Annotated in this window: 18 protein-coding genes; 6 read left to right on the forward strand and 12 right to left on the reverse strand. The window is 62.8% G+C overall.

What is annotated here, in order from left to right:
- Nucleotides 1-11: 11 nt before the first annotated feature.
- The 9 genes from ACLGGT_RS04430 to mdh all read right to left on the reverse strand — a co-directional run bounded on the left by ACLGGT_RS04430 (nucleotide 12) and on the right by mdh (nucleotide 11,119).
- The gene (locus ACLGGT_RS04430) at nucleotides 12-815 is read right to left on the reverse strand and encodes a glycosyltransferase family 2 protein (protein ID WP_437195134.1); all 804 of its coding nucleotides are present in this window, start codon (nucleotides 813-815) and stop codon (nucleotides 12-14) included.
- Nucleotides 816-828: 13 nt separating this feature from the next.
- Nucleotides 829-2,217: a dihydrolipoyl dehydrogenase gene (lpdA, locus tag ACLGGT_RS04435; protein WP_081507496.1), complete on the reverse strand. Its 1,389-nt coding sequence runs from the start codon at nucleotides 2,215-2,217 to the stop codon at nucleotides 829-831.
- A gap of 142 nt (nucleotides 2,218-2,359) precedes the next feature.
- Nucleotides 2,360-2,755 (reverse strand): MAPEG family protein, encoded by a 396-nt coding sequence (locus ACLGGT_RS04440; RefSeq protein WP_437195135.1) that lies wholly within the window; start codon nucleotides 2,753-2,755, stop codon nucleotides 2,360-2,362.
- A gap of 1 nt (nucleotide 2,756) precedes the next feature.
- The gene (locus ACLGGT_RS04445) at nucleotides 2,757-3,137 is read right to left on the reverse strand and encodes a hypothetical protein (protein ID WP_437195136.1); all 381 of its coding nucleotides are present in this window, start codon (nucleotides 3,135-3,137) and stop codon (nucleotides 2,757-2,759) included.
- Nucleotides 3,138-3,150: 13 nt separating this feature from the next.
- Nucleotides 3,151-4,665: a 2-oxoglutarate dehydrogenase complex dihydrolipoyllysine-residue succinyltransferase gene (odhB, locus tag ACLGGT_RS04450; RefSeq protein WP_219435928.1), complete on the reverse strand. Its 1,515-nt coding sequence runs from the start codon at nucleotides 4,663-4,665 to the stop codon at nucleotides 3,151-3,153.
- 3 nt (nucleotides 4,666-4,668) lie between these two features.
- Nucleotides 4,669-7,629 carry a 2-oxoglutarate dehydrogenase E1 component gene (locus tag ACLGGT_RS04455; RefSeq protein WP_437195137.1) on the reverse strand — a complete coding sequence of 987 codons (2,961 nt, stop codon included), beginning with the start codon at nucleotides 7,627-7,629 and terminating at the stop codon, nucleotides 4,669-4,671.
- Between the two features lie 98 nt (nucleotides 7,630-7,727).
- Nucleotides 7,728-8,609, reverse strand: a complete 882-nt coding sequence (gene sucD, locus ACLGGT_RS04460) for a succinate--CoA ligase subunit alpha (RefSeq protein WP_437195138.1) — start codon at nucleotides 8,607-8,609, stop codon at nucleotides 7,728-7,730.
- Nucleotides 8,610-8,737: 128 nt separating this feature from the next.
- Nucleotides 8,738-9,931, reverse strand: coding sequence for an ADP-forming succinate--CoA ligase subunit beta (gene sucC / locus ACLGGT_RS04465; RefSeq protein ID WP_081507492.1), 1,194 nt, complete (start codon nucleotides 9,929-9,931; stop codon nucleotides 8,738-8,740).
- A gap of 225 nt (nucleotides 9,932-10,156) precedes the next feature.
- Nucleotides 10,157-11,119 (reverse strand): malate dehydrogenase, encoded by a 963-nt coding sequence (mdh, locus tag ACLGGT_RS04470; RefSeq protein WP_008279487.1) that lies wholly within the window; start codon nucleotides 11,117-11,119, stop codon nucleotides 10,157-10,159.
- A 157-nt stretch (nucleotides 11,120-11,276) separates the two neighbouring features.
- Between mdh and ACLGGT_RS04475 the strand changes: the two genes are divergently transcribed.
- Nucleotides 11,277-12,023 carry a sulfite exporter TauE/SafE family protein gene (locus ACLGGT_RS04475; RefSeq protein WP_437195139.1) on the forward strand — a complete coding sequence of 249 codons (747 nt, stop codon included), beginning with the start codon at nucleotides 11,277-11,279 and terminating at the stop codon, nucleotides 12,021-12,023.
- Here ACLGGT_RS04475 and ACLGGT_RS04480 read toward each other — a convergent pair.
- Nucleotides 12,020-12,325 carry a hypothetical protein gene (locus ACLGGT_RS04480; RefSeq protein ID WP_437195140.1) on the reverse strand — a complete coding sequence of 102 codons (306 nt, stop codon included), beginning with the start codon at nucleotides 12,323-12,325 and terminating at the stop codon, nucleotides 12,020-12,022. The genes ACLGGT_RS04475 and ACLGGT_RS04480 overlap by 4 nt on opposite strands.
- A gap of 210 nt (nucleotides 12,326-12,535) precedes the next feature.
- Here ACLGGT_RS04480 and ACLGGT_RS04485 point away from each other — a divergent pair, with 210 nt between their 5' ends.
- From ACLGGT_RS04485 to ACLGGT_RS04500, 4 genes are read left to right on the forward strand one after another with little or no spacing between them, the layout of a single operon-like run.
- Complete coding sequence (locus ACLGGT_RS04485) at nucleotides 12,536-13,396, forward strand: HpcH/HpaI aldolase/citrate lyase family protein (RefSeq protein WP_008279491.1); 861 nt, start codon at nucleotides 12,536-12,538, stop codon at nucleotides 13,394-13,396.
- A 5-nt stretch (nucleotides 13,397-13,401) separates the two neighbouring features.
- Complete coding sequence (locus tag ACLGGT_RS04490; protein WP_008279492.1) at nucleotides 13,402-13,947, forward strand: NnrU family protein; 546 nt, start codon at nucleotides 13,402-13,404, stop codon at nucleotides 13,945-13,947.
- Nucleotides 13,948-13,950: 3 nt separating this feature from the next.
- Nucleotides 13,951-14,154: a DUF1737 domain-containing protein gene (locus ACLGGT_RS04495; RefSeq protein WP_008279493.1), complete on the forward strand. Its 204-nt coding sequence runs from the start codon at nucleotides 13,951-13,953 to the stop codon at nucleotides 14,152-14,154.
- A 2-nt stretch (nucleotides 14,155-14,156) separates the two neighbouring features.
- Entirely contained in the window at nucleotides 14,157-15,188 is a 1,032-nt protein-coding gene (locus tag ACLGGT_RS04500; protein ID WP_375554723.1) for a MaoC family dehydratase, read from the forward strand.
- A 6-nt stretch (nucleotides 15,189-15,194) separates the two neighbouring features.
- On the opposite strand, the gene ACLGGT_RS04505 is transcribed toward ACLGGT_RS04500, so the two are convergent.
- Complete coding sequence (locus ACLGGT_RS04505; RefSeq protein WP_008279495.1) at nucleotides 15,195-15,656, reverse strand: NUDIX hydrolase; 462 nt, start codon at nucleotides 15,654-15,656, stop codon at nucleotides 15,195-15,197.
- Between the two features lie 70 nt (nucleotides 15,657-15,726).
- On the reverse strand, nucleotides 15,727-18,183 hold the full coding sequence (gene hrpB, locus ACLGGT_RS04510; protein ID WP_437197394.1) for an ATP-dependent helicase HrpB: 2,457 nt from the start codon (nucleotides 18,181-18,183) through the stop codon (nucleotides 15,727-15,729).
- Between the two features lie 114 nt (nucleotides 18,184-18,297).
- On the opposite strand from hrpB, the gene meaB reads away from it, so the two are divergent.
- Nucleotides 18,298-19,272, forward strand: a complete 975-nt coding sequence (meaB, locus tag ACLGGT_RS04515; protein ID WP_008279497.1) for a methylmalonyl Co-A mutase-associated GTPase MeaB — start codon at nucleotides 18,298-18,300, stop codon at nucleotides 19,270-19,272.

Here is a 19,272-nt window from a genome sequence, read left to right on the forward strand (position 1 = left end):
GCGCCCAACCCCTAGACCGCCAACCGGGACTTCATGAATTGGTAAAAGAACTCGGCCTTGCCGGCCTGCGCATAGGCCCGGTTGAGGCGCGACTTGGCCTCAAAGGCGTGGTGCGCGGCGCGGCCATGCTGCGGCGCAATCCGGGTGCGCCCCGTCTCGATCGCGCGCATATGGTCGCGGTACGCCTGTTCAACCCGGCGGGCAAAGGCGGCCTGCGCCGTGGCACTCTGCGCGCTGAGATGCAGATTATAGCTGGTTTGGCCCAAGGGCGCGCGCCCGCCGACCAGCGAGAGGATTTCCATGGCGTGCAGTACATCCTGCGCGGGCCGATTGCGAAACGGTCCCACCAACCCGCGCCGCGCCACCGGATGAAAACTGGCCCCCGTGCGCCCCAGATCGGCAAAGCCAAGGGCGGTCTGCCCCCCGCCGGGCAAATGCAACAGCGCCTCAGTCCCAAGCAGAATACGGGTCCGCCCAAAGGCGGCCCCATGCGACCGGGCCAAGGGCATCAGGGCCGCCAGATAGCCCGGCTCCCATGTGTCATCCGCATCTAGAAAGGCAATCATCGGCGCGGTTGCGCAAGCGATAGCACGATTGCGCGCAGGGCCTGCGCCAGTGGCCATGTGATGCGTGGCACAGCGGATCAGGCGCAGTCCAAGATCGGGCAGATCGTCATAGCCCTGCCCATCATCCGGGGCGATCACTACCTCTATACGCTCTGGCGGCAGCCCAGAGGCCGCGATGGAGGCAAGGGCGGCGGGCAAACTGCCGCCCGCCTGAAAAGCGGGGATGACGACCGAAACGAGGGGCGTCATCGCGCCGCCCCGCTCACGCGTGGATCGCCCCATCGCCGCAGGCAAGTGCCGCTTCGCGCACTGCCTCGGAATAGGTGGGATGCGCGTGGCAGGTGAGTGCCAGATCCTGCGCAGAGGCCCCGAATTCCATCGCCACACAAATCTCGTGGATGAGATCCCCCGCCGCTGGCCCGATGATATGCGCGCCAAGGATGCGGTCCGTTTCCTTGTCGGCGAGGATTTTCACGAAACCATCGCCCGCAAAAACCGCCTTGGCGCGGCCATTGCCCATGAACGAGAATTTGCCAACCTTATAGGCACGCCCTTGGTCTTTCAGGCTTTCTTCGGTTGCGCCGACATTGGCAACCTCGGGATGCGTGTAGATCACGCCGGGAATGACGCCGTAATTCACATGCCCATGCTTGCCCGCCAGCACCTCGGCCACGGCCATGCCCTCATCCTCGGCCTTGTGGGCCAGCATCGGGCCTTCGATGGCGTCGCCAATGGCGTAGATGCCCTTGACCGAGGTCTGCCAATGGTCATCCGTGGCGATCTGGCCGCGCTTGGTTATCTCGACGCCGAGATCCGCCAGCCCCAGCCCGTCCGTATAGGGTTTGCGGCCCGTCGCGAGCAGAACGGTATCGGCATCCAACTGATGCGCGCTGTCGTCCTTGCGCAGCTTGTAATGCACCTTGGCCTTGGTCTTGAGCGTCTCGACCGATTGCACGGCGGCCCCCATGACAAAGTTAATCCCTTGTTTCTTCAGTATTCTCTGGAAGGTCTTTTGCACTTCAGCATCCATGCCGGGGGTGATCGCGTCGAGATATTCAACCACCGTCACCTCGGCCCCGAGACGGGCATAGACCGACCCCATTTCAAGCCCGATCACACCTGCCCCGATCACCACCAGCGATTTCGGGATCTTGCCAAGTTCCAGCGCGCCGGTGGAGGTGACAACGATCTTTTCATCAACCTCGACACCCGGCAGCGAGGCAGGCACAGAGCCAGAGGCGATGACGATATGCTTGGCCTCGTGGACATCATCACCCACCTTCACCTTGCCCGCCTCGGGGATCGAGCCCCAGCCCTTGAGCCAGTCTACCTTGTTCTTTTTGAACAGAAATTCGATGCCCTTGGTATTCTGGCCGATGACGTCATCCTTATAGGCCAGCATCTGTTTCCAATCGACCGAGGGGGACTTGCCCTTGAGGCCCATGGCGGCGAAATTATGCTCGGCCTCGTGCAGCATGTGGCTGGCGTGCAAAAGCGCCTTGGAGGGGATGCAGCCCACGTTGAGACAGGTGCCGCCCAAAGTGGCGCGCCCTTCGACCACGGCGGTTTTCAGCCCCAGTTGCGCGCAGCGGATGGCACAGACATAGCCGCCGGGGCCAGCGCCGATGATGATTACGTCGTAAGAGGCCATGGGTCAGATCCTTTCGTTTTGCGCGGCGGGGCCGCGTCGGTATTCTATCGGTCTTGCGTCGGTGCGGGCGGGGCAGAGAGGGGGCGCTGCCCCCGTCGCGCTGCGCGCGCCTCCCCCGAGGTATTTTGAGCCAGATGAAACATCATAAGACCGCCGCCAGCAGCATGAGCAGCGTGGCCCCAAAGCCCACCGCCCAAATGAGCGAGCGCCACGGGCGCAGGCCGAAATAATAGGCGGGAATATAGGCCACACGGGCGGCAAGGTAGGTATAGGCGCAGGCGGCGGTGACGGGGCTCGATGTTGCACCGAGCGTGACGACCACAACCGCGATGGTAAAGAGGATCAGCCCCTCGAAATGGTTGGAAAGCGCGCGGCCAAGGCGGGCGGTTTTCGGCGAGAGTTGTTTCGTAGGCTCGCGGTCGCGCGCGGACATGGTGTAGCCCGGCCCAAGCTCGAGATTGGCCGGGATGGCGTAAAGCACGAATTGCACAGCTTGCAGCAGGGCGGCGAGGGCGAGGGCGGTGAGTTCGGGGGTCATGTTACTCGTTCTTGCTTGAGTAGACGCCACGAGTGGGATCGTAGGTTCTCGTAGTCTCGTAAGCGCAGGTTTCGCAGTTACAACGAAAAGTATGAAACTCTGCACCAGACCAATCATGAGGAGTAACCTTCATGGCCTTAAGTCTGCCTTTTCTGCAAATTGGACAAAGCGTTCCATCGCTCATATCCCGAACTTGCGCCTCCAATTCATTTACACGGAGTCTTGCGTCGCTCAGTGCTACTTGAGCTTCGGCAAGCGCGGACGAAAGGTCAGCGAGTTTGAGCTTGTAGGTGGCCTCATCAACCGAGCGATCTATGGAACGAAGGTCTTTAGCGATATCAATCGCTAACTTCGCAGCGGAGAGGCCACCTATCAGGTCCATGCTACTAACCGCCTCACAAATCCATCAGCAACCGGCGGGGATCTTCGAGCGCCTCTTTGACGCGCACGAGGAAGGTGACAGCGCCTTTGCCGTCGACGATGCGGTGATCATAGCTGAGCGCCAGATACATCATCGGGCGGATCACCACCTGACCGTTGATCGCCATGGGGCGGTCCTGAATCTTGTGCATACCCAGAATGCCAGATTGCGGCGGGTTGAGGATGGGCGAGGACATCAGCGAGCCATAGACGCCACCATTCGAGATGGTGAACGTGCCGCCCTGCATTTCCGCCATGCTGAGCTTGCCATCACGGGCGCGTGCGCCTTTTTCGGCGATGGCCTTTTCAATCGCGGCAAAGCCCATCTGATCCACATCTCGGATCACCGGCACGACAAGGCCGGTGGGCGTGCCTGCGGCGACGCCCATATGCACGAAGTTCTTGTAAACGATGTCGGTGCCGTCGATCTCGGCATTGACCTCGGGCACTTCTTTGAGGGCATGCACGCAGGCCTTGGTAAAGAACGACATGAAGCCAAGGCGCACGCCGTGCTTCTTGTAGAACTCGTCTTTGTATTGGTTGCGCAGCGCCATCACCTCGGTCATGTCCACCTCATTATAGGTGGTGAGCATGGCGGCGGTGTTCTGGCTGTCCTTGAGGCGGCGGGCAATGGTCTGGCGCAGGCGGGTCATCTTGACGCGCTCTTCGCGGGCCACATCCTCGGCCGGGGCGGGGGCGCGCGGCGCTTGGGCGGGGGCGGCAGCAGCGGCGGGGGCCTGTGTGGCGGCGGCTGCGGCGCGGGCCACATCCTCTTTCATCACGCGGCCATCACGGCCCGAACCCTGCACCTGATCGCGGCTAAGACCGGCCTCGGCCATGGCCTTTTTCGCGGCGGGGGCGTCCTCGACATCCTTGCCACTTGCGGCGGCGGGCGCTGCGGCCTCTTCAGCCTTGGGGGCGGCGGCGGGGGCGGCGGCACCGGCCCCGGACGACAGGATCGCAAGTTTGCCACCGGCCTGCACGGTCGTGCCCTCAGCGGCGAGGATTTCGGTCAGCGTGCCCGCGGCGGGGGCGGGCACCTCGACCGACACCTTGTCGGTTTCCAGCTCGCAGAGCATCTCGTCGGCGGCCACCTGATCGCCGACCTTCTTGAACCATGTCGACACGGTCGCCTCGGTCACGCTCTCGCCCAAGGTGGGCACCATCACGTCAACGCTGCTGCCGGTGTCGGCGCTGTCACTCTTGGCGGGTTTCTCGGCCTTGTCGGCCTTGGCGGGGGCGGCTTTGGCCTCGCCTGCGGAAATGGTGGCAAGCAGCGCATCGACGCCGACGGTCGTGCCCTCTTGGGCCACGATCTCGCCCATGGTGCCAGCGGCGGGGCTTGGCACCTCGACCGTTACCTTGTCGGTTTCCAATTCGCACAGCATCTCGTCGGCGGCGACGGGATCGCCGGGTTTCTTGAACCATGTGGCGACGGTCGCCTCGGTCACGGATTCGCCAAGGGTGGGGACGCGGACTTCGGTGGTCATGGGTTAGTTCCCTTCGATGGTCAGCGCGGCATCAACCAGCGCTTCTTGTTGTGCTTTGTGCTGTTTGGCGAGGCCCGTGGCGGGCGAGGCCGAGGCGGGACGCCCGGCATAAGTGGGCCGCAGATGCTTGGCCTTGATGCGGGTCAAAACCCATTCGATATTGGGCTCGATAAAGGACCAGGCCCCCTGGTTCTTGGGCTCTTCCTGACACCAGACCATTTCCGCACCTTTGAAGCGCTCCAACTCCTTGACCATGGACATGGCCGGGAACGGGTAGAACTGTTCGAGCCGCAGAAGATAGACATCGTTGATCCCGCGCGCATCGCGTTCCTCGAGCAGGTCGTAATACACCTTGCCCGAGCACATGACGACGCGACGGATCTTGTCATCCGCCACCAGTTTGGTTTCGGAATTGCCGTATTGCGCATCATCCCAGAGCACCCGGTGAAAGGACGACCCGGTGGTGAACTCTTCGGCCTTGCTGACCGCCATCTTGTGCCGCAAAAGCGATTTCGGCGTCATCAGGATGAGCGGCTTGCGGAAGGTGCGATACATCTGGCGGCGCAGAATGTGGAAGTAATTCGCAGGCGTGGTGCAATTGGCCACGATCCAGTTATCCCCGCCACACATGGTCAGGAACCGTTCGAGCCGGGCTGAGGAATGTTCCGGCCCCTGCCCCTCATAGCCATGCGGCAAGAGGCAGACGAGACCGGACATCCGCAACCATTTCGATTCCCCCGACGAGATGAACTGATCAAACATGATCTGCGCGCCATTGGCGAAATCGCCAAACTGCGCCTCCCACAGGGTCAGCGCGTTGGGTTCTGCCAGAGAGTAGCCATATTCAAAACCAAGCACCGCATATTCCGACAGCATCGAGTCGATGACCTCGTATTGCGCCTGCCCTTCACGGATATGGTTCAGCGGGTAATAGCGGTCTTCGTTGTCCTGATTGATCAGGCCGGAATGCCGCTGGCTGAACGTGCCGCGCGTACAGTCCTGCCCCGAGAGCCGGACGCGGTAGCCTTCGGTCAGGAGCGAGCCAAAGGCCAGCGCCTCGGCGGTGGCCCAGTCAAAGCCGCTGCCCGTCTCGAACATGTTTGCCTTGGATTCAAGCAGCCGCTCAACCGTTTTATGAAGCGGTACGCCTTCGGGTGCCGTGCTGAGCGCGCGGCCCACTTCGGCCATGGTCTCGGGCTTGATCGCGGTCTCGCCGCGCTCATACTTGCCGCGATGGGCATTGAGATCGGCCCATTTGCCATCCAGCCAGTCGGCCTTGTTCGGGCGGTAATCCTTGCCCGCCTCAAACTCATCCGCGAGATAGGCCTGAAAGGCGGTCTTCATATCCTCGATCTCGCCCTCGGGGATGAGGCCATCCTTTACCAGCCGCTCGGTATAGAGGCTGAGCGTGGTTTTTTGCTGTTTGATCTTCTTATACATCACCGGGTTGGTGAACATGGGCTCGTCGCCCTCGTTATGCCCGAACCGACGATAGCAGATCATGTCGATCACCACGTCCTTGTGGAATTTCTGGCGGTATTCCGTGGCGACGCGGGCGGCATGCACACAAGCCTCGGGATCGTCCCCGTTGACATGGAAAATCGGCGCCTCGACCATCAGCGCGATATCCGTGGGATAGGGCGACGAGCGGCTGAAATGCGGCGCGGTGGTGAAACCGATCTGATTGTTCACCACGATATGAATGGTGCCGCCGGTGCGATGCCCCTTGAGGCCCGACAGGCCGAAACACTCAGCCACAACGCCCTGACCGGCAAAGGCCGCATCGCCATGCAGGAGGATCGGCAACACCTTGATGCGGTCGATGTCGTTCAACTGATCCTGCTTGGCGCGGACCTTGCCCAGAACCACCGGATTGACCGCCTCCAGGTGACTGGGGTTGGCGGTCAGCGACAGGTGCACCTTGTTGCCGTCGAATTCACGGTCCGATGACGCGCCAAGATGGTATTTCACATCGCCCGAGCCATCGACCTCTTCGGGCTTGAAACTGCCGCCCTGAAATTCGTTGAAAATCGCGCGATAGGGCTTGCCCATCACATTGGCCAACACCGAAAGGCGGCCACGATGCGGCATGCCGATTACGATATCCTGCACGCCCAATTGCCCGCCGCGCTTGATGATCTGCTCCATCGCGGGAATTAGGCTCTCGCCGCCATCCAGACCAAAGCGCTTGGTGCCCATGTATTTGACATGCAGGTATTTCTCGAAACCTTCGGCCTCGACCAGCTTGTTCAGAATCGCCTTGCGCCCGTTGCGGGTAAAGCTGATTTCCTTGTCATAGCCTTCGATCCGCTCTTTCAGCCAAGCAGACTGCTCAGGATCGGAAATATGCATGTATTGCAGCGCGAAAGTGCCGCAATAGGTGCGTTTCACAATGGCGAGAATTTCGCGCAGGCTGGCAATCTGAAGCCCCAGAACATTGTCGATAAAGATCGGGCGATCCATGTCGATCTCGGTAAACCCGTAGGATTTCGGGTCAAGCTCGGGGCGGTTCGGCGTTTCGCGCAGGCCCAGCGGATCAAGATCGGCGGCCAGATGCCCCCTGATGCGGTAGGCGCGGATCAGCATCAGCGCGCGCACGGAATCGAGCACCGCGCGTTTCACGTCTTCGTCGCTGACGCTCACACCCTTCTCGGCGGCCTTGGCGGCAATCTTCTTGCCTGCGTCCTTCAACTCGGGCTCGGCGGGCCATTCCCCGGTGAGGGCAGCGGTCAGGTCATCCGACGGCATCGGCGGCCAATCGGCGCGCGCCCAAGAGGGGCCAGCGGCCTCGGCCTTTACATCGTCATCGCCGTCACCCAGCGCGTCGAAAAACGTCTTCCACGCCGCATCGACCGCGTTCGGGTCATTGGCATAGCGCGCATAAAGCTGTTCGAGATACTCGGCATTATGCCCCTGCATGAAGCTGGAAGCATGAAAGAGGTCGTTGGGGGATTGGTCGGTCATTTCAGATGTCCTTTTCGCAACATGCTCCGGGCCTGACCCGGAGCCACCCAGCCGCGCGGCGGCCCCGGGTCAGGCCCGGGGCGCGCGCGAACGGGCCTTTACCCAATCGCCTTGAGCACGGCCTCGCCCAGCCCAGCGGGGCTTTCGGCGACGGTGATGCCGGCGGATTTCATGGCTTCGATCTTGCTCTCGGCGTCGCCTTTGCCGCCCGCGACGATGGCGCCGGCGTGGCCCATGCGGCGGCCCGGCGGGGCGGTGCGCCCGGCGATAAAGCCTGCGACGGGTTTCTTGCGCCCGCGTTTGGCCTCGTCTTTCAGGAACTGCGCCGCTTCTTCTTCCGCGCTGCCACCGATTTCGCCGATCATGATGATCGATTGAGTTTCGTCATCGGCGAGGAACCATTCCAGCACGTCGATATGTTCGGCGCCCTTGATCGGGTCGCCGCCGATGCCGACGCAAGTCGACTGGCCAAGGCCCACATCCGAGGTCTGCTTGACCGCCTCATAGGTCAGCGTGCCCGAGCGGCTGACCACGCCCACGCTGCCGCGCCGGTGGATATGGCCGGGCATGATGCCGATCTTGCAGGCGTCGGGCGTGATGATGCCGGGGCAGTTCGGGCCGATGAGGCGGGATTTCGACCCTTCGAGCGCGCGCTTGACGCGCATCATGTCCAAAACCGGGATGCCTTCGGTAATGCAGACGATCAATTCCATCTCGGCATCAATCGCCTCGAGGATACTGTCGGCGGCGAAGGGCGGCGGCACGTAGATGACGCTCGCGTTGGCCTCTGTCACATGTTTGGCCTCATGCACCGAGTTGAACACGGGCAGGTCGAGATGCGTCGTGCCGCCCTTGCCGGGGGTCACGCCGCCGACCATCTTGGTGCCGTAAGCGATGGCCTGTTCAGAATGAAATGTGCCCTGCGAGCCGGTAAGGCCCTGACAGATCACGCGGGTATGTTTGTCGACGAGGACTGCCATTTTGTTTGGCTCCTGAGTTCTGCGGCGGGGCCGCGTTATGGTATGGTCGGATGATCCGGGGCTCCGCCCGTTCGCGCCTCAAACGCTCCACCGGAGCGTTTGCCGGGGCCAAGGCCCCGGACCGGCGCTCACCCCTTGACGGCCTTGACGATCTTCTGCGCGCCGTCTTTCAGATCATCGGCGGCGATGACGTCGAGGCCGGAGGTGTTGATGATCTCCTTGCCCTTTTCGACATTGGTGCCTTCGAGACGGACCACGAGCGGCACTTTCAGCCCCACCTCTTTGACCGCAGCCACCACGCCCTCGGCGATCACATCGCAGCGCATGATGCCGCCGAAGATATTGACGAGGATGCCTTTGACCTGGGGATCAGAGGTGATGATCTTGAAGGCTTCGGTGACCTTTTCCTTGGTCGCCCCGCCGCCCACGTCGAGGAAATTGGCGGGCTCGGCGCCATAGAGCTTGATGATGTCCATCGTCGCCATCGCCAACCCCGCACCATTGACCATGCAGCCAATCTCGCCATCGAGCGCGATGTAGTTGAGGTCGTATTTCGACGCTTCAAGCTCTTTGGGATCTTCCTCGGTCGTGTCGCGCAACTCGGCAATGTCCGCGTGCCGGTAAATGGCGTTGGAATCAAACCCCATCTTGGCGTCGAGGCATTTCAGATCGCCCTTGTCCGACACGATCAGCGGGTTGATCTCGAGCATCTCCATGTCTTTGTCGAGAAAGAGCTTGTAGAGGATACCCATGAGGTTGACGCATTGCTTGACCTGACCGCCGGTGAGGCCAAGGTTGAACGCGATGCGGCGACCATGGAACGGCTGATAGCCGGTCGCGGGATCAACGCTGAAGGACAGGATTTTCTCAGGCGTCTTTTCGGCGACTTCCTCGATATCCATGCCGCCCTCGGTCGAGCAGACAAAAGACACGCGGCTGGTCTGGCGATCCACCAAGAGGGCCAGATACATCTCTGTCTGAATACCGGAACCATCCTCGATATAGATGCGGTTCACTTGCTTGCCCGCCGGGCCGGTCTGTTTGGTTACAAGAGTGCGGCCCAGCATGCGCTTGGCCTCTTCGGCGGCGTCTTCCACGGAACGGGCCAGACGCACACCACCGGCTTCACCGGCACCTGCCTCTTTGAACTTGCCCTTGCCACGGCCACCAGCGTGAATCTGCGCCTTGACCACCCAGATCGGGCCATCGAGCGCACCAGCGGCGGTCTTGGCCTCTTCGGCGCGCAGAACCACGCGGCCATCCGACACCGGGGCGCCGTAAGAGCGAAGCAGGGCTTTCGCCTGATACTCATGGATATTCATCAAACTGTCCCGTTTTGCTGCGATTGGGACAGGGTGTGGCATATATTCCGCGCATTTATAAATCGTTTTTTGCGGAATGACAGGTTTTGGCGCGAAAATCGTCATTTTGTGATCACACGGCTAAATCGTGTGATCACAAATCAGAAATTGGCCATAGTGCCGTGCCAGAAAGAATCAGGGCCGACCGTATGTCGGCCCTGATCCAGAAGCGTTAAAAGCAGGCGATCACACCAGCGAGGGGTCGATTTCCTTGCAGGCCTTGACCAGACCTTTGACCGCATCGACGGATTTGTCGAACATATCCTGCTCGTCCTTGGTGAGCTTGATGTTGACGATCCGCTCGATCCCGCCCGCACCGATCACGGTCGGCACGCCGACATACATGTCCTTGAGGCCGAATTCGCCATCGCAATAGGCCGCACAGGGCAGCACGCGCTTTTGGTCCTTGAGATAGGCCTCGGCCATCTCAATCGCAGAGGTCGCGGGGGCGTAAAAGGCAGACCCGGTCTTCAAGAGACCCACGATTTCCGCGCCGCCGTCACGGGTGCGCTGCACGATGGCATCCAGCTTCTCTTGGGTGGTCCAGCCCATCTCGATCAGGTCCGGCAGGGGAATGCCAGCAACGGTAGAATAGCGCACCGAGGGCACCATCGTGTCGCCATGACCGCCCAGAACAAAGGCCGTGACATCCTTCATCGAGACGTTGAATTCCACGCTGAGGAAATGGCGGAAGCGGGCGCTATCCAGCACACCGGCCATGCCACAGACCTTGTTTGCGGGCAGGCCAGAGAATTTCTGAAGTGCCCAGACCATCGCATCAAGCGGGTTGGTGATGCAGATCACAAAGGCGTCAGGCGCGTTGGCGGCAATGCCCTCGCCCACGGATTTCATGACCTTGAGGTTGATCCCCAACAGGTCATCGCGGCTCATGCCCGGCTTGCGCGGCACACCGGCGGTCACGATGCAGACATCGGCACCCGCGATATCAGCATAGGATTGCGTGCCTTTGAGCGTCGCGTCGAACCCTTCAGAGGGGCCAGATTCCGCGATGTCGAGCGCTTTGCCCTCGGGGGTGCCTTCGGCGATGTCGAACAGGACGATATCGCCCAGTTCCTTGAGCGCGGCGAGATGGGCGAGGGTGCCGCCGATCTGTCCGGCGCCGATCAGCGCAATCTTGGGTCTGGCCATTGGATAGTCTCCATCGGTTGAAAAGTTGCGCTTGGGCGTAGTCCGAAATCTGCGCGCTTGCAAGGGTGCTGCACTGCGGCGGATTTTCGGCGTGACAGCGGGATGCGGTCGTATACCGTGAAAGTACAGGCAGAGACATAGGTTAGGAGCCGAAGCGATGAACGTCGAGGTGGTGGCAATCGGGGTGTTCGCGGCGCTTTTGGCGGGGGTGTCCAAGGGCGGTTTCGGCTCTGGTGCGTCCTTTGCGGGGGCGGCGATTCTGGCGCTCTTTGTGCCGCCAGCGATGGCTTTGGGCATCATGCTGCCAGTCCTGATGCTGATCGATGTGGCCACTCTGCGCCCCTATTGGCGGCAATGGGGACGGCTTGAGGTGACCATGCTGATCCTTGGCGGGGTGCCGGGGATCGGGCTTGGGATGCTGTTCTATCGCAGCGCCGATGCCGATCTCTTGCGCCTTTTGATCGGGGGGATCGCGCTGATCTTTGTGCTTTGGCAGACGGTTCTAAAGTCGCGGGTGATGCGCCGGGGGCAGGCCCCTTTGCCGGGGTGGAGCGGGGTTTTGGCGGGGCTGGTGGCCGGGTTCACCAGCTTTGTCAGCCATGCAGGCGGCCCGCCTGCGGCGGTGTATCTGCTGTCGCGCGGGCTGGACAAGACGCGCTATCAGGCGACCACGGTCTTGATGTTCTTTGTCTTCAACATCGTCAAAGCGGTGCCCTATGGCATGCTGGGGCTTTTCACTCGGGAAACGCTGATGATCGACCTGATCTTGGCCCCCTTTGCCCTTTTGGGGGCGTGGATCGGCGTGCGCGCGCACCGGATCATGCCGGAACGCGCGTTTTTCGCGGTGACCTATGTGTTGCTCACGATCACCGGGGCCAAGCTGATCTGGGATGGCGTATTCTAGGCCCCTTTGCCCGGTTTGGCTGCGGTGTCGGCCGTGGCCTCGAACGCCTGACCGCTGGCCACAAGGCAGGTGATGCCATCGCTGCCCGTTACCGTGATCGTCCAACTGCCAGAGGTCTCCGAGGCAAAAACCTCGACCACCATGTTATTGGCCCCAAGCCCCATGGAATGCCGCGTTTCGCCATAGGCATCGGCCAGACGCTCGACCACCCTGTCGCGCGGCGCGCATTGGCCCGATTGCGCCTGTGCCGGGGCATGTGCCAGCGCTACAGCGCTCAGACCGGCCATCACTGTCTTGATCATCCGTCACCCTTTCTCTTGGGTTGGTCCCCCGACCGTTGCAGGGCCGATCATGCCGAAACAAAGATGAACAGGGGGTTAACGGCCCCATCCGCCCCCTGTTGCGGCGGCATCGCTGCATCGCGGCGAAAAAGCGCTTGAACATTTCCGCCAAAAAATGCCATTCCTGCGCAAGATTATTACCGCAGTCAGAATCCATCAAAGGGCAGACCCATGGACAGCAGCATGCATCCCTACCGTTCGGTGCTATACATCCCCGGCTCGAAAGAGCGCGGGCTGGAAAAGGCGCGGGATCTGCCCACGGACGCGATCATCTTTGACCTTGAAGACGCGGTCGCCCCCGATGCCAAGGCAGCCGCACGCGCCACATTGGTCGAGGCCCTTCGCCAAGGCGGCTATGGCTATCGCTACAAGATCGTGCGGATCAACGCGCTGACGACCGAATGGGGGCTAGAGGATGCCCGCGCCCTGCGCGATGCCGGGGCCGATGCGATCCTCTTGCCCAAGGTCAATACTCCCTCGGACATTGACAACCTGTCGGATGTGATCGGCACCGACCTGCCCGTCTGGACCATGATGGAAACCCCCGTGAGCGTGTTCAACGCCCGCGAAATTGCGGCCCACCGGCAGGTAACAGGGCTGGTGGCGGGCACCAATGACCTGATCAAGGATCTGGGCTGCCGGGTGCGCGCCGACCGCATGCCGCTCTGGGCCTCGCTTCAAATGATCGTGATGGCGGCGCGCGCGGCACGGATCGTGGCGGTGGACGGGGTCTATAACCGCTTTCGCGATGGTGACGGGCTCAAGTTCGAATGTGAACAGGGGCGCGACCTCGGCTTTGACGGCAAGACGCTGATCCATCCCGCGCAGCTTGAAATCGCCAATACTGCCTTTGCCCCCACCAATTCCGAAATTGAACTGGCGGGACGTCAGATCGCAGCCTATGAAGAAAGCCGCGCCTCGGGTCAGGGGATTGCCGTGGTAGACGGGCAGATCGTCGAGAATTTGCACGTTGTGTCCGCGCAGCGCATCCTGGCCAAAGCACAGGCGATACGGGAAATGGCAGCGGAGTAACCCCCATGTTTTACCTCATCCTCGGGCTGATCCTTTGGATCGCAGCGCATCTCTTCAAACGGGTGGCCCCCGATCTGCGCGCAAGGATGGGGAACGCGGGCAAGGGCGTTGCCGCCCTCGGCATCCTTGCCGGTCTGGTGCTGATGGTGATCGGCTATCGGCAAGCAGATTTTATCAACGTCTGGTATCCACCCAGCTGGACCGTGCATATCAACAACCTGATGATGCTGGGCGCGGTGTTTCTCTATGGCATGAGCGCCACCAAAGGGCGGCTGCGCGGGGCCATGCGGCATCCGCAACTGACAGCGGTCAAGGTTTGGGCGGTGGCGCATCTCTTGGTCAATGGCGATCTGGCCTCGCTCATCCTCTTTGGCGGCCTGCTGCTCTGGGCGGTGCTTGAGGTGGTGGTGATCAACAAATCCGAGACGTGGAACCGTCCCAAACCGGGCGAGGCCAAGCGCGACATCATTCTCGTGGTCATTACGATCGTGCTGTTCCTCGTCATGACCGCTATTCACAACTGGCTGGGCGTCTGGCCGTTTCCGGGGTAATCCATGAAACTCTATCGTTTTCTCAGCGCCGATGACACGTCGGAGTTCTGTCACAAGGTGACGGCTGCGCTCAACAAGGGATGGGCGCTTTACGGCGATCCCACCTATGCCTTTGACGCGGCCAATGGCGTGATGCGCTGCGGGCAGGCCGTGGTCAAGGACAAGGACGGCACCTATACGCCCGACATGAAGTTGGGGGAACAGTGAGCATGGCCAAGACCAATCCGGGCCGGTTTTTCGAGGATTACACCATCGGGCAGGTGATCCGCCATGCGGTGCCGCGCACCGTATCGGGGGGCGAGCGCGCGCTCTATCACGCGCTCTATCCGGCGCGCCATGCGATCTATTCCTCGGATGAATTCGCCCAGGTCTGCGGCCTGCCTGCCAGCCCCATTGATGATCTGGCGGCGTTTCATATCGTGTTCGGCAAATCGGTGCCCGACATCTCGCTGAATGCCGTGGCCAATCTCGGCTATGCCGAGGCACGCTGGCTGCGCCCCGTCTATTCTGGCGACACGCTGCGCGCGCAATCCGAGGTGATCGGGCTCAAGCAGAATTCCTCGGGCAAGACCGGGGTCGTCTATGTGCGCACCACCGGCTTTAACCAACACGACCTGCCGGTGATGGAATTTGTCCGCTGGGTCATGGTGCGCAAGCGCGATGAGACGGCCCCGGCCCCCGCCGATCATGTGCCGCACACCGCGGCCTCAGTGGCCGCCAGTGATCTTGTCATCCCCGCGGGCCTTGATTTCACACAGTATGATTTCACCCTCGCCGGAGAGCCGCATCGCTGGGGCGATTACGAGATTGGCGAGCAGATCGACCATGTCGATGGCGTGACCATCGAGGAGGCCGAGCATATGATGGCGACGCGCCTCTGGCAGAACACCTCCAAAACGCATTTCGACGCCACACCGCGCGCCGATGGCAAGCGGCTGATCTATGGCGGGCATGTGATCTCGATGGCGCGGGCGCTGTCGTTCAATGGCCTTGCCAATGCGCAGATGATCGCGGCGATCAACGCAGGAAGCCACGCCAACCCGTGCTTTGCGGGCGATACCGTGCGGGCATGGTCCGAGGTTCTGGACCGGGCCGACACATCCGCACCGGGGGTGGGCGCATTGCGGCTGCGGCTGGTGGCAACCAAGGGCGGCGCGCCCTTTGACCTGCGCGGCGCGGATGGCAAACATCTGCCGCATGTTCTGTTGGATCTGGATTACTGGGTCTTGATGCCGAAATAAACCGGCTCAGAACCGGCGCAAGATATCCTGCAACTCGGGCTCATCGACAAGTTTCGCCGCCTTGCGCGGCGTGACCCAAAGCCGCCGACGCTCGCGCGCTTCGGGGAAACGGTCGCGCATCTCATCGTCGCGCAGGCGCACCTTGTATAGCTCGGCCTCGACCGGCAGGGTGCGGCCATCGCGCAAACCCTTGTGATAGGCAAAGCGCCCGATGAACCGCGCCTTATCGGCATCGGCGCGCACGCCCGCCTCTTCCCACGCTTCTTGCAACGCGGATTGCGCGGCGGTCAGCCCCTCGATGGGCCAGCCCTTGGGAACAACCCATCGGCCCGTGTCGCGGCTGGTGATCAGCAGAACCTCCTTGCGCCCCTTGTGCTTGCGCCAGCACAGCGCCGCCACCTGCCTGCGGGGCAGAACAGCGTCAGCATCGACCGCGCCGGGCGCGGTCTGAGGAAAGAGTTGGTTCATTGTGGTTTTGCTCTGCTCGGGCAAATTTATCTGCCTCAAGGATATAAGACATTTCACCACAGAATACAAATCACGGGATATTTCGGGGTTTGGCACGCAAGGTGGGGTCAGCCTCGGTCGGGTCCTCGGGCCAGGGGTGGCGCGGATAGCGCCCGCGCATATCCTTGCGCACATCCGCATAAGAGCTGGACCAAAACCCCGGCAGATCAAGCGTGGTCTGCACCGGGCGATGTCCCGGCGACAAAAGCGTCACACGCAACGGTGTGCGCCCGACGGTGGGATGCGTGGTCTGGCCGAACATTTCCTGCAATCGCAGGGTAATTTCGGGATACTCGCCGCTATAATCAATCGGAATCTTGCGGCCCAGCGGCGTGGTGAACTGCGCCGGTGCCGCGCGGTCCAGCATCTGCATCTGGTCCCAATCCAGCCGCGCGCGCAGCGCATCAAGCATCTCGAACCGCTTCCACTCCGGCGCGCTGCGCACGCCCCGAAGATAGGGCAAGAGCCACTCGTCCAGCCCCGCCATCAGCGCCGCCTCTGACATATCCGGCAGATCCGCCCCCCCGTCGCGCACAAGCTGAACGCGCGCCACAAAACGCCGGGCGGGATCGCTCCACGCCAGCCCCAGATCGCGCACCCCGTCCAGCATGGCGCGCGCGATACGCTCCTCTGGCGCATCCAGCCAATGGCGGTCATCCAGCACCAGCGCGCCAAACCGTTCCTGTTTGCGCGCGATCACCCGCCGCTCGCGCCGATCCCAGAGGCAGACATCCTGCCACGCGATCCGGTCCGCAAAAAGCCCGCGAATCTCTGCCTCGGAAATCGCGATGGCCTGACGGATGCGCGCCTCGCGCGGGTCGCCATCCAGATCGGTGGCGACGATCAGCCGGGTCTGCGCCATCGGGTCGCCCTCGGGCAGAACAGCGCCCTTGCCCCCCGACAGCACATAGCGCGGAGCGTCCCCTTTGCGGCGCAGCCCGATCCGGTCAGGATAGGCAAGGGCGGCACATTCGGCATCGCTGCGCCCACCCTGCCCCCGGCCCTTGGCCTGCGCCGCCAGACGCCGCGCCTCGGTCTTGATCCGCTCGAGCGGACCGCGATTGACCACATGGACATAGCGCGCCTCAAAGGCGCGCAGGTCGCGCACCGCAGTCAGCCGCAGCGCCAGATCAACCGGCGCACCGCGCCCCAACGGATCACGCTCGGCCAAAAGCGCCGCCAGCGCCGCCGCCTCTGGCCCGGCAGAGGCCAGCATATGCGCCAAGCGCGGATGCAGCGGCAGCGCCGCCAGCGCCTTGCCATGCGGGGTGATCCGGCCCGTGGCATCGAGCGCACCCAACATCTCCAAGAGCGCGCGCGCCTCGGCATAGGCGCCGGGATTGGGCGGCGTCAGCAGCGGCAAATCCTCAGGGGCAGCGCCCCAAAGCGCCAGCTCCAGCGCCAGCCCCGCCAAATCCGCCGCCTCAATCTCTGCCGGGGCAAAGGCCTGCAACGCCCCCTCTTCCCCGCGCGTCCAGAGCCGGTAGCAGCGCCCTTCGGCCACACGGCCTGCGCGCCCTGCGCGCTGCGTTGCCTCGGCGCGCGTCACCGCCTCTGTCACCAAGCGCGACATACCGGAACCGGGATCAAACCGCGCGCGCCGCGCCAACCCGCCGTCGATCACCACGCGAATATCCTCGATGGTCAGCGAGGTTTCGGCAATCGACGTCGCCAGCACGATCTTGCGCCCCTCTGAAATCGGCGCAATCGCGGCCCGTTGCGCCGCAAAATCCATCGCCCCAAAAAGTGGCCGCACCTGGCAATCGCCGGGCAGGCGTGCGCGCAGCAGCGTTTCAAGGCGGCGGATTTCCCCCTCGCCGGGCAAGAACACAAGAACGCCGCCGGTTGTCTCGGTCACCGCCTCGCTCACCAGATCGGCCAGCGCGTCCTCGAACCGGCGCGTCTTGGGCCGGGGACGGTCGCGCCAGCGGATCTCAACCGGATAGCTGCGCCCCTCCGAGGTAATGACAGGCACATCCCCCATAAGCTGCGCCACCGGCGCGGCATCAAGCGTGGCCGACATCACCAACAGGATCAGATCGTCGCGCAGCGCCCCCGCCACCTCAAGACACAGCGCCAACCCCAGATCAGCATTGAGCGAGCGTTCGTGAAACTCGTCGAAAATCACCGCGCCCACGCCGCGCAACTCGGGGTCCGATTGGACCATGCGGGTCAATATCCCCTCTGTCACCACCTCGATCCGGGTCTGCGGCCCCACTCGGGCCTCGCCGCGCACCCGGTAGCCCACGGTTTCACCGGGCTTTTCCCCAAGGCTCTGCGCCATCCGCTCGGCGGCGGCGCGGGCAGCAAGACGGCGCGGCTCTAGCATCAGGATGCGCCCCTCAGTCAGGCCAGCTTGCAACATTTCAAGCGGCACCACCGTGGTCTTGCCCGCACCGGGCGGGGCCTGAAGCACGGCACGCCCCCGCGCGCGCAGCGCGTCGATAAGGGCTGGAATGGCCTCTTGAATGGGAAGATCGGGCGTCATGCCTGCGTTATCGGGCATCGGCGCGCCCTTGGCCAGAGGGTTGCCCGCCCTCACCTCTGGACAAGGGCCGGTGGCCCAAGGCATGAAGGCAGGCGACAGCAAGAAGGGCAGCGCATGGATACCGCCGACATCGCACAAAAGATCATCTCCGGCGACCGGCGGGCGCTCGCCCGCGCGATCACCCTGATCGAAAGCGCGCGGGCCGATCACAGAACGCAGGCCGCAGCCCTGATGGAGGCGTTGAAATCCGCCGGCAAGCAGGCGGTGCGCATCGGCCTCTCGGGCACGCCCGGCGTGGGCAAATCCACCTTTATCGAGAGTTTTGGCCTGATGCTGACGGCGCAGGGCCTGCGCGTGGCCGTGCTTGCGGTTGATCCGTCCTCGGCGCGCTCGGGCGGGTCGATCCTTGGCGACAAGACGCGGATGGAACGGCTCAGCCGCGATCCGGCGGCCTTTATCCGCCCCTCCCCCAGCCAGAGCCATCTGGGCGGCGTCGCGCGCCGCACCCGCGAGGCGGTGGCCCTCTGCGAGGCCGCGGGGTTCGACGTGGTCCTGATCGAGACGGTGGGCGTTGGCCAATCCGAAACGGTGGTTGCGGAAATGTCCGATCTTTTTGTCCTCTTGCTCGCCCCGGCCGGTGGCGACGAGTTGCAGGGCGTCAAGCGCGGCATCATGGAAATGGCCGATCTCATCCTTGTGAACAAGGCGGATGGCGATCTCAAACCGGCGGCGATGCGAACCTGTTCGGATTACGCAGGCGCATTGCGGCTTTTGCGCAAACGACCGCAGGACCCAGAGGGCTATCCCAAGGCGATGACCGTTTCAGCGCTTCAGGACGAGGGCCTGCACAGGGCATGGGATGAGATGACCGCATTGGTGAACTGGCGGCGCGACACCGGGCATTTTGACGGTCGGCGGGCAGAACAGGCCCGCTACTGGTTCGGCCAAGAGGTGCGTCAGGGCCTTTTGGCGCGGCTCGAAACCCCGGCAGCCCGCGCCACGATGCAGGACTATGCGGCCCGTGTAGCAGCGGGCGATATGACACCCACCATTGCCGCCGCCGAGGTGCTCCGCCAGATCGGCGGCTGA

Source organism: Roseovarius sp. MS2 (assembly GCF_051447875.1).
GTDB classification, from domain to species: Bacteria; Pseudomonadota; Alphaproteobacteria; order Rhodobacterales; family Rhodobacteraceae; genus Roseovarius; species Roseovarius mucosus_A.

What these genes read in the sequence shown, in the direction of transcription:
- ACLGGT_RS04430 (WP_437195134.1), bottom strand. Translation starts at nt 815, where the DNA reads ATGACGCCCCTCGTTTCGGTCGTCATCCCCGCTTTTCAGGCGGGCGGC.
- ACLGGT_RS04485 (WP_008279491.1), top strand. Translation starts at nt 12,536, where the DNA reads ATGGACAGCAGCATGCATCCCTACCGTTCGGTGCTATACATCCCCGGC.
- ACLGGT_RS04495 (WP_008279493.1), top strand. Translation starts at nt 13,951, where the DNA reads ATGAAACTCTATCGTTTTCTCAGCGCCGATGACACGTCGGAGTTCTGT.
- ACLGGT_RS04440 (WP_437195135.1), bottom strand. Translation starts at nt 2,755, where the DNA reads ATGACCCCCGAACTCACCGCCCTCGCCCTCGCCGCCCTGCTGCAAGCT.
- lpdA (WP_081507496.1), bottom strand. Translation starts at nt 2,217, where the DNA reads ATGGCCTCTTACGACGTAATCATCATCGGCGCTGGCCCCGGCGGCTAT.
- ACLGGT_RS04500 (WP_375554723.1), top strand. Translation starts at nt 14,157, where the DNA reads ATGGCCAAGACCAATCCGGGCCGGTTTTTCGAGGATTACACCATCGGG.
- ACLGGT_RS04475 (WP_437195139.1), top strand. Translation starts at nt 11,277, where the DNA reads ATGAACGTCGAGGTGGTGGCAATCGGGGTGTTCGCGGCGCTTTTGGCG.
- hrpB (WP_437197394.1), bottom strand. Translation starts at nt 18,183, where the DNA reads ATGACGCCCGATCTTCCCATTCAAGAGGCCATTCCAGCCCTTATCGAC.
- mdh (WP_008279487.1), bottom strand. Translation starts at nt 11,119, where the DNA reads ATGGCCAGACCCAAGATTGCGCTGATCGGCGCCGGACAGATCGGCGGC.
- ACLGGT_RS04445 (WP_437195136.1), bottom strand. Translation starts at nt 3,137, where the DNA reads ATGGACCTGATAGGTGGCCTCTCCGCTGCGAAGTTAGCGATTGATATC.
- meaB (WP_008279497.1), top strand. Translation starts at nt 18,298, where the DNA reads ATGGATACCGCCGACATCGCACAAAAGATCATCTCCGGCGACCGGCGG.
- ACLGGT_RS04480 (WP_437195140.1), bottom strand. Translation starts at nt 12,325, where the DNA reads ATGATCAAGACAGTGATGGCCGGTCTGAGCGCTGTAGCGCTGGCACAT.
- sucD (WP_437195138.1), bottom strand. Translation starts at nt 8,609, where the DNA reads ATGGCAGTCCTCGTCGACAAACATACCCGCGTGATCTGTCAGGGCCTT.
- ACLGGT_RS04455 (WP_437195137.1), bottom strand. Translation starts at nt 7,629, where the DNA reads ATGACCGACCAATCCCCCAACGACCTCTTTCATGCTTCCAGCTTCATG.
- ACLGGT_RS04490 (WP_008279492.1), top strand. Translation starts at nt 13,402, where the DNA reads ATGTTTTACCTCATCCTCGGGCTGATCCTTTGGATCGCAGCGCATCTC.
- odhB (WP_219435928.1), bottom strand. Translation starts at nt 4,665, where the DNA reads ATGACCACCGAAGTCCGCGTCCCCACCCTTGGCGAATCCGTGACCGAG.
- sucC (WP_081507492.1), bottom strand. Translation starts at nt 9,931, where the DNA reads ATGAATATCCATGAGTATCAGGCGAAAGCCCTGCTTCGCTCTTACGGC.
- ACLGGT_RS04505 (WP_008279495.1), bottom strand. Translation starts at nt 15,656, where the DNA reads ATGAACCAACTCTTTCCTCAGACCGCGCCCGGCGCGGTCGATGCTGAC.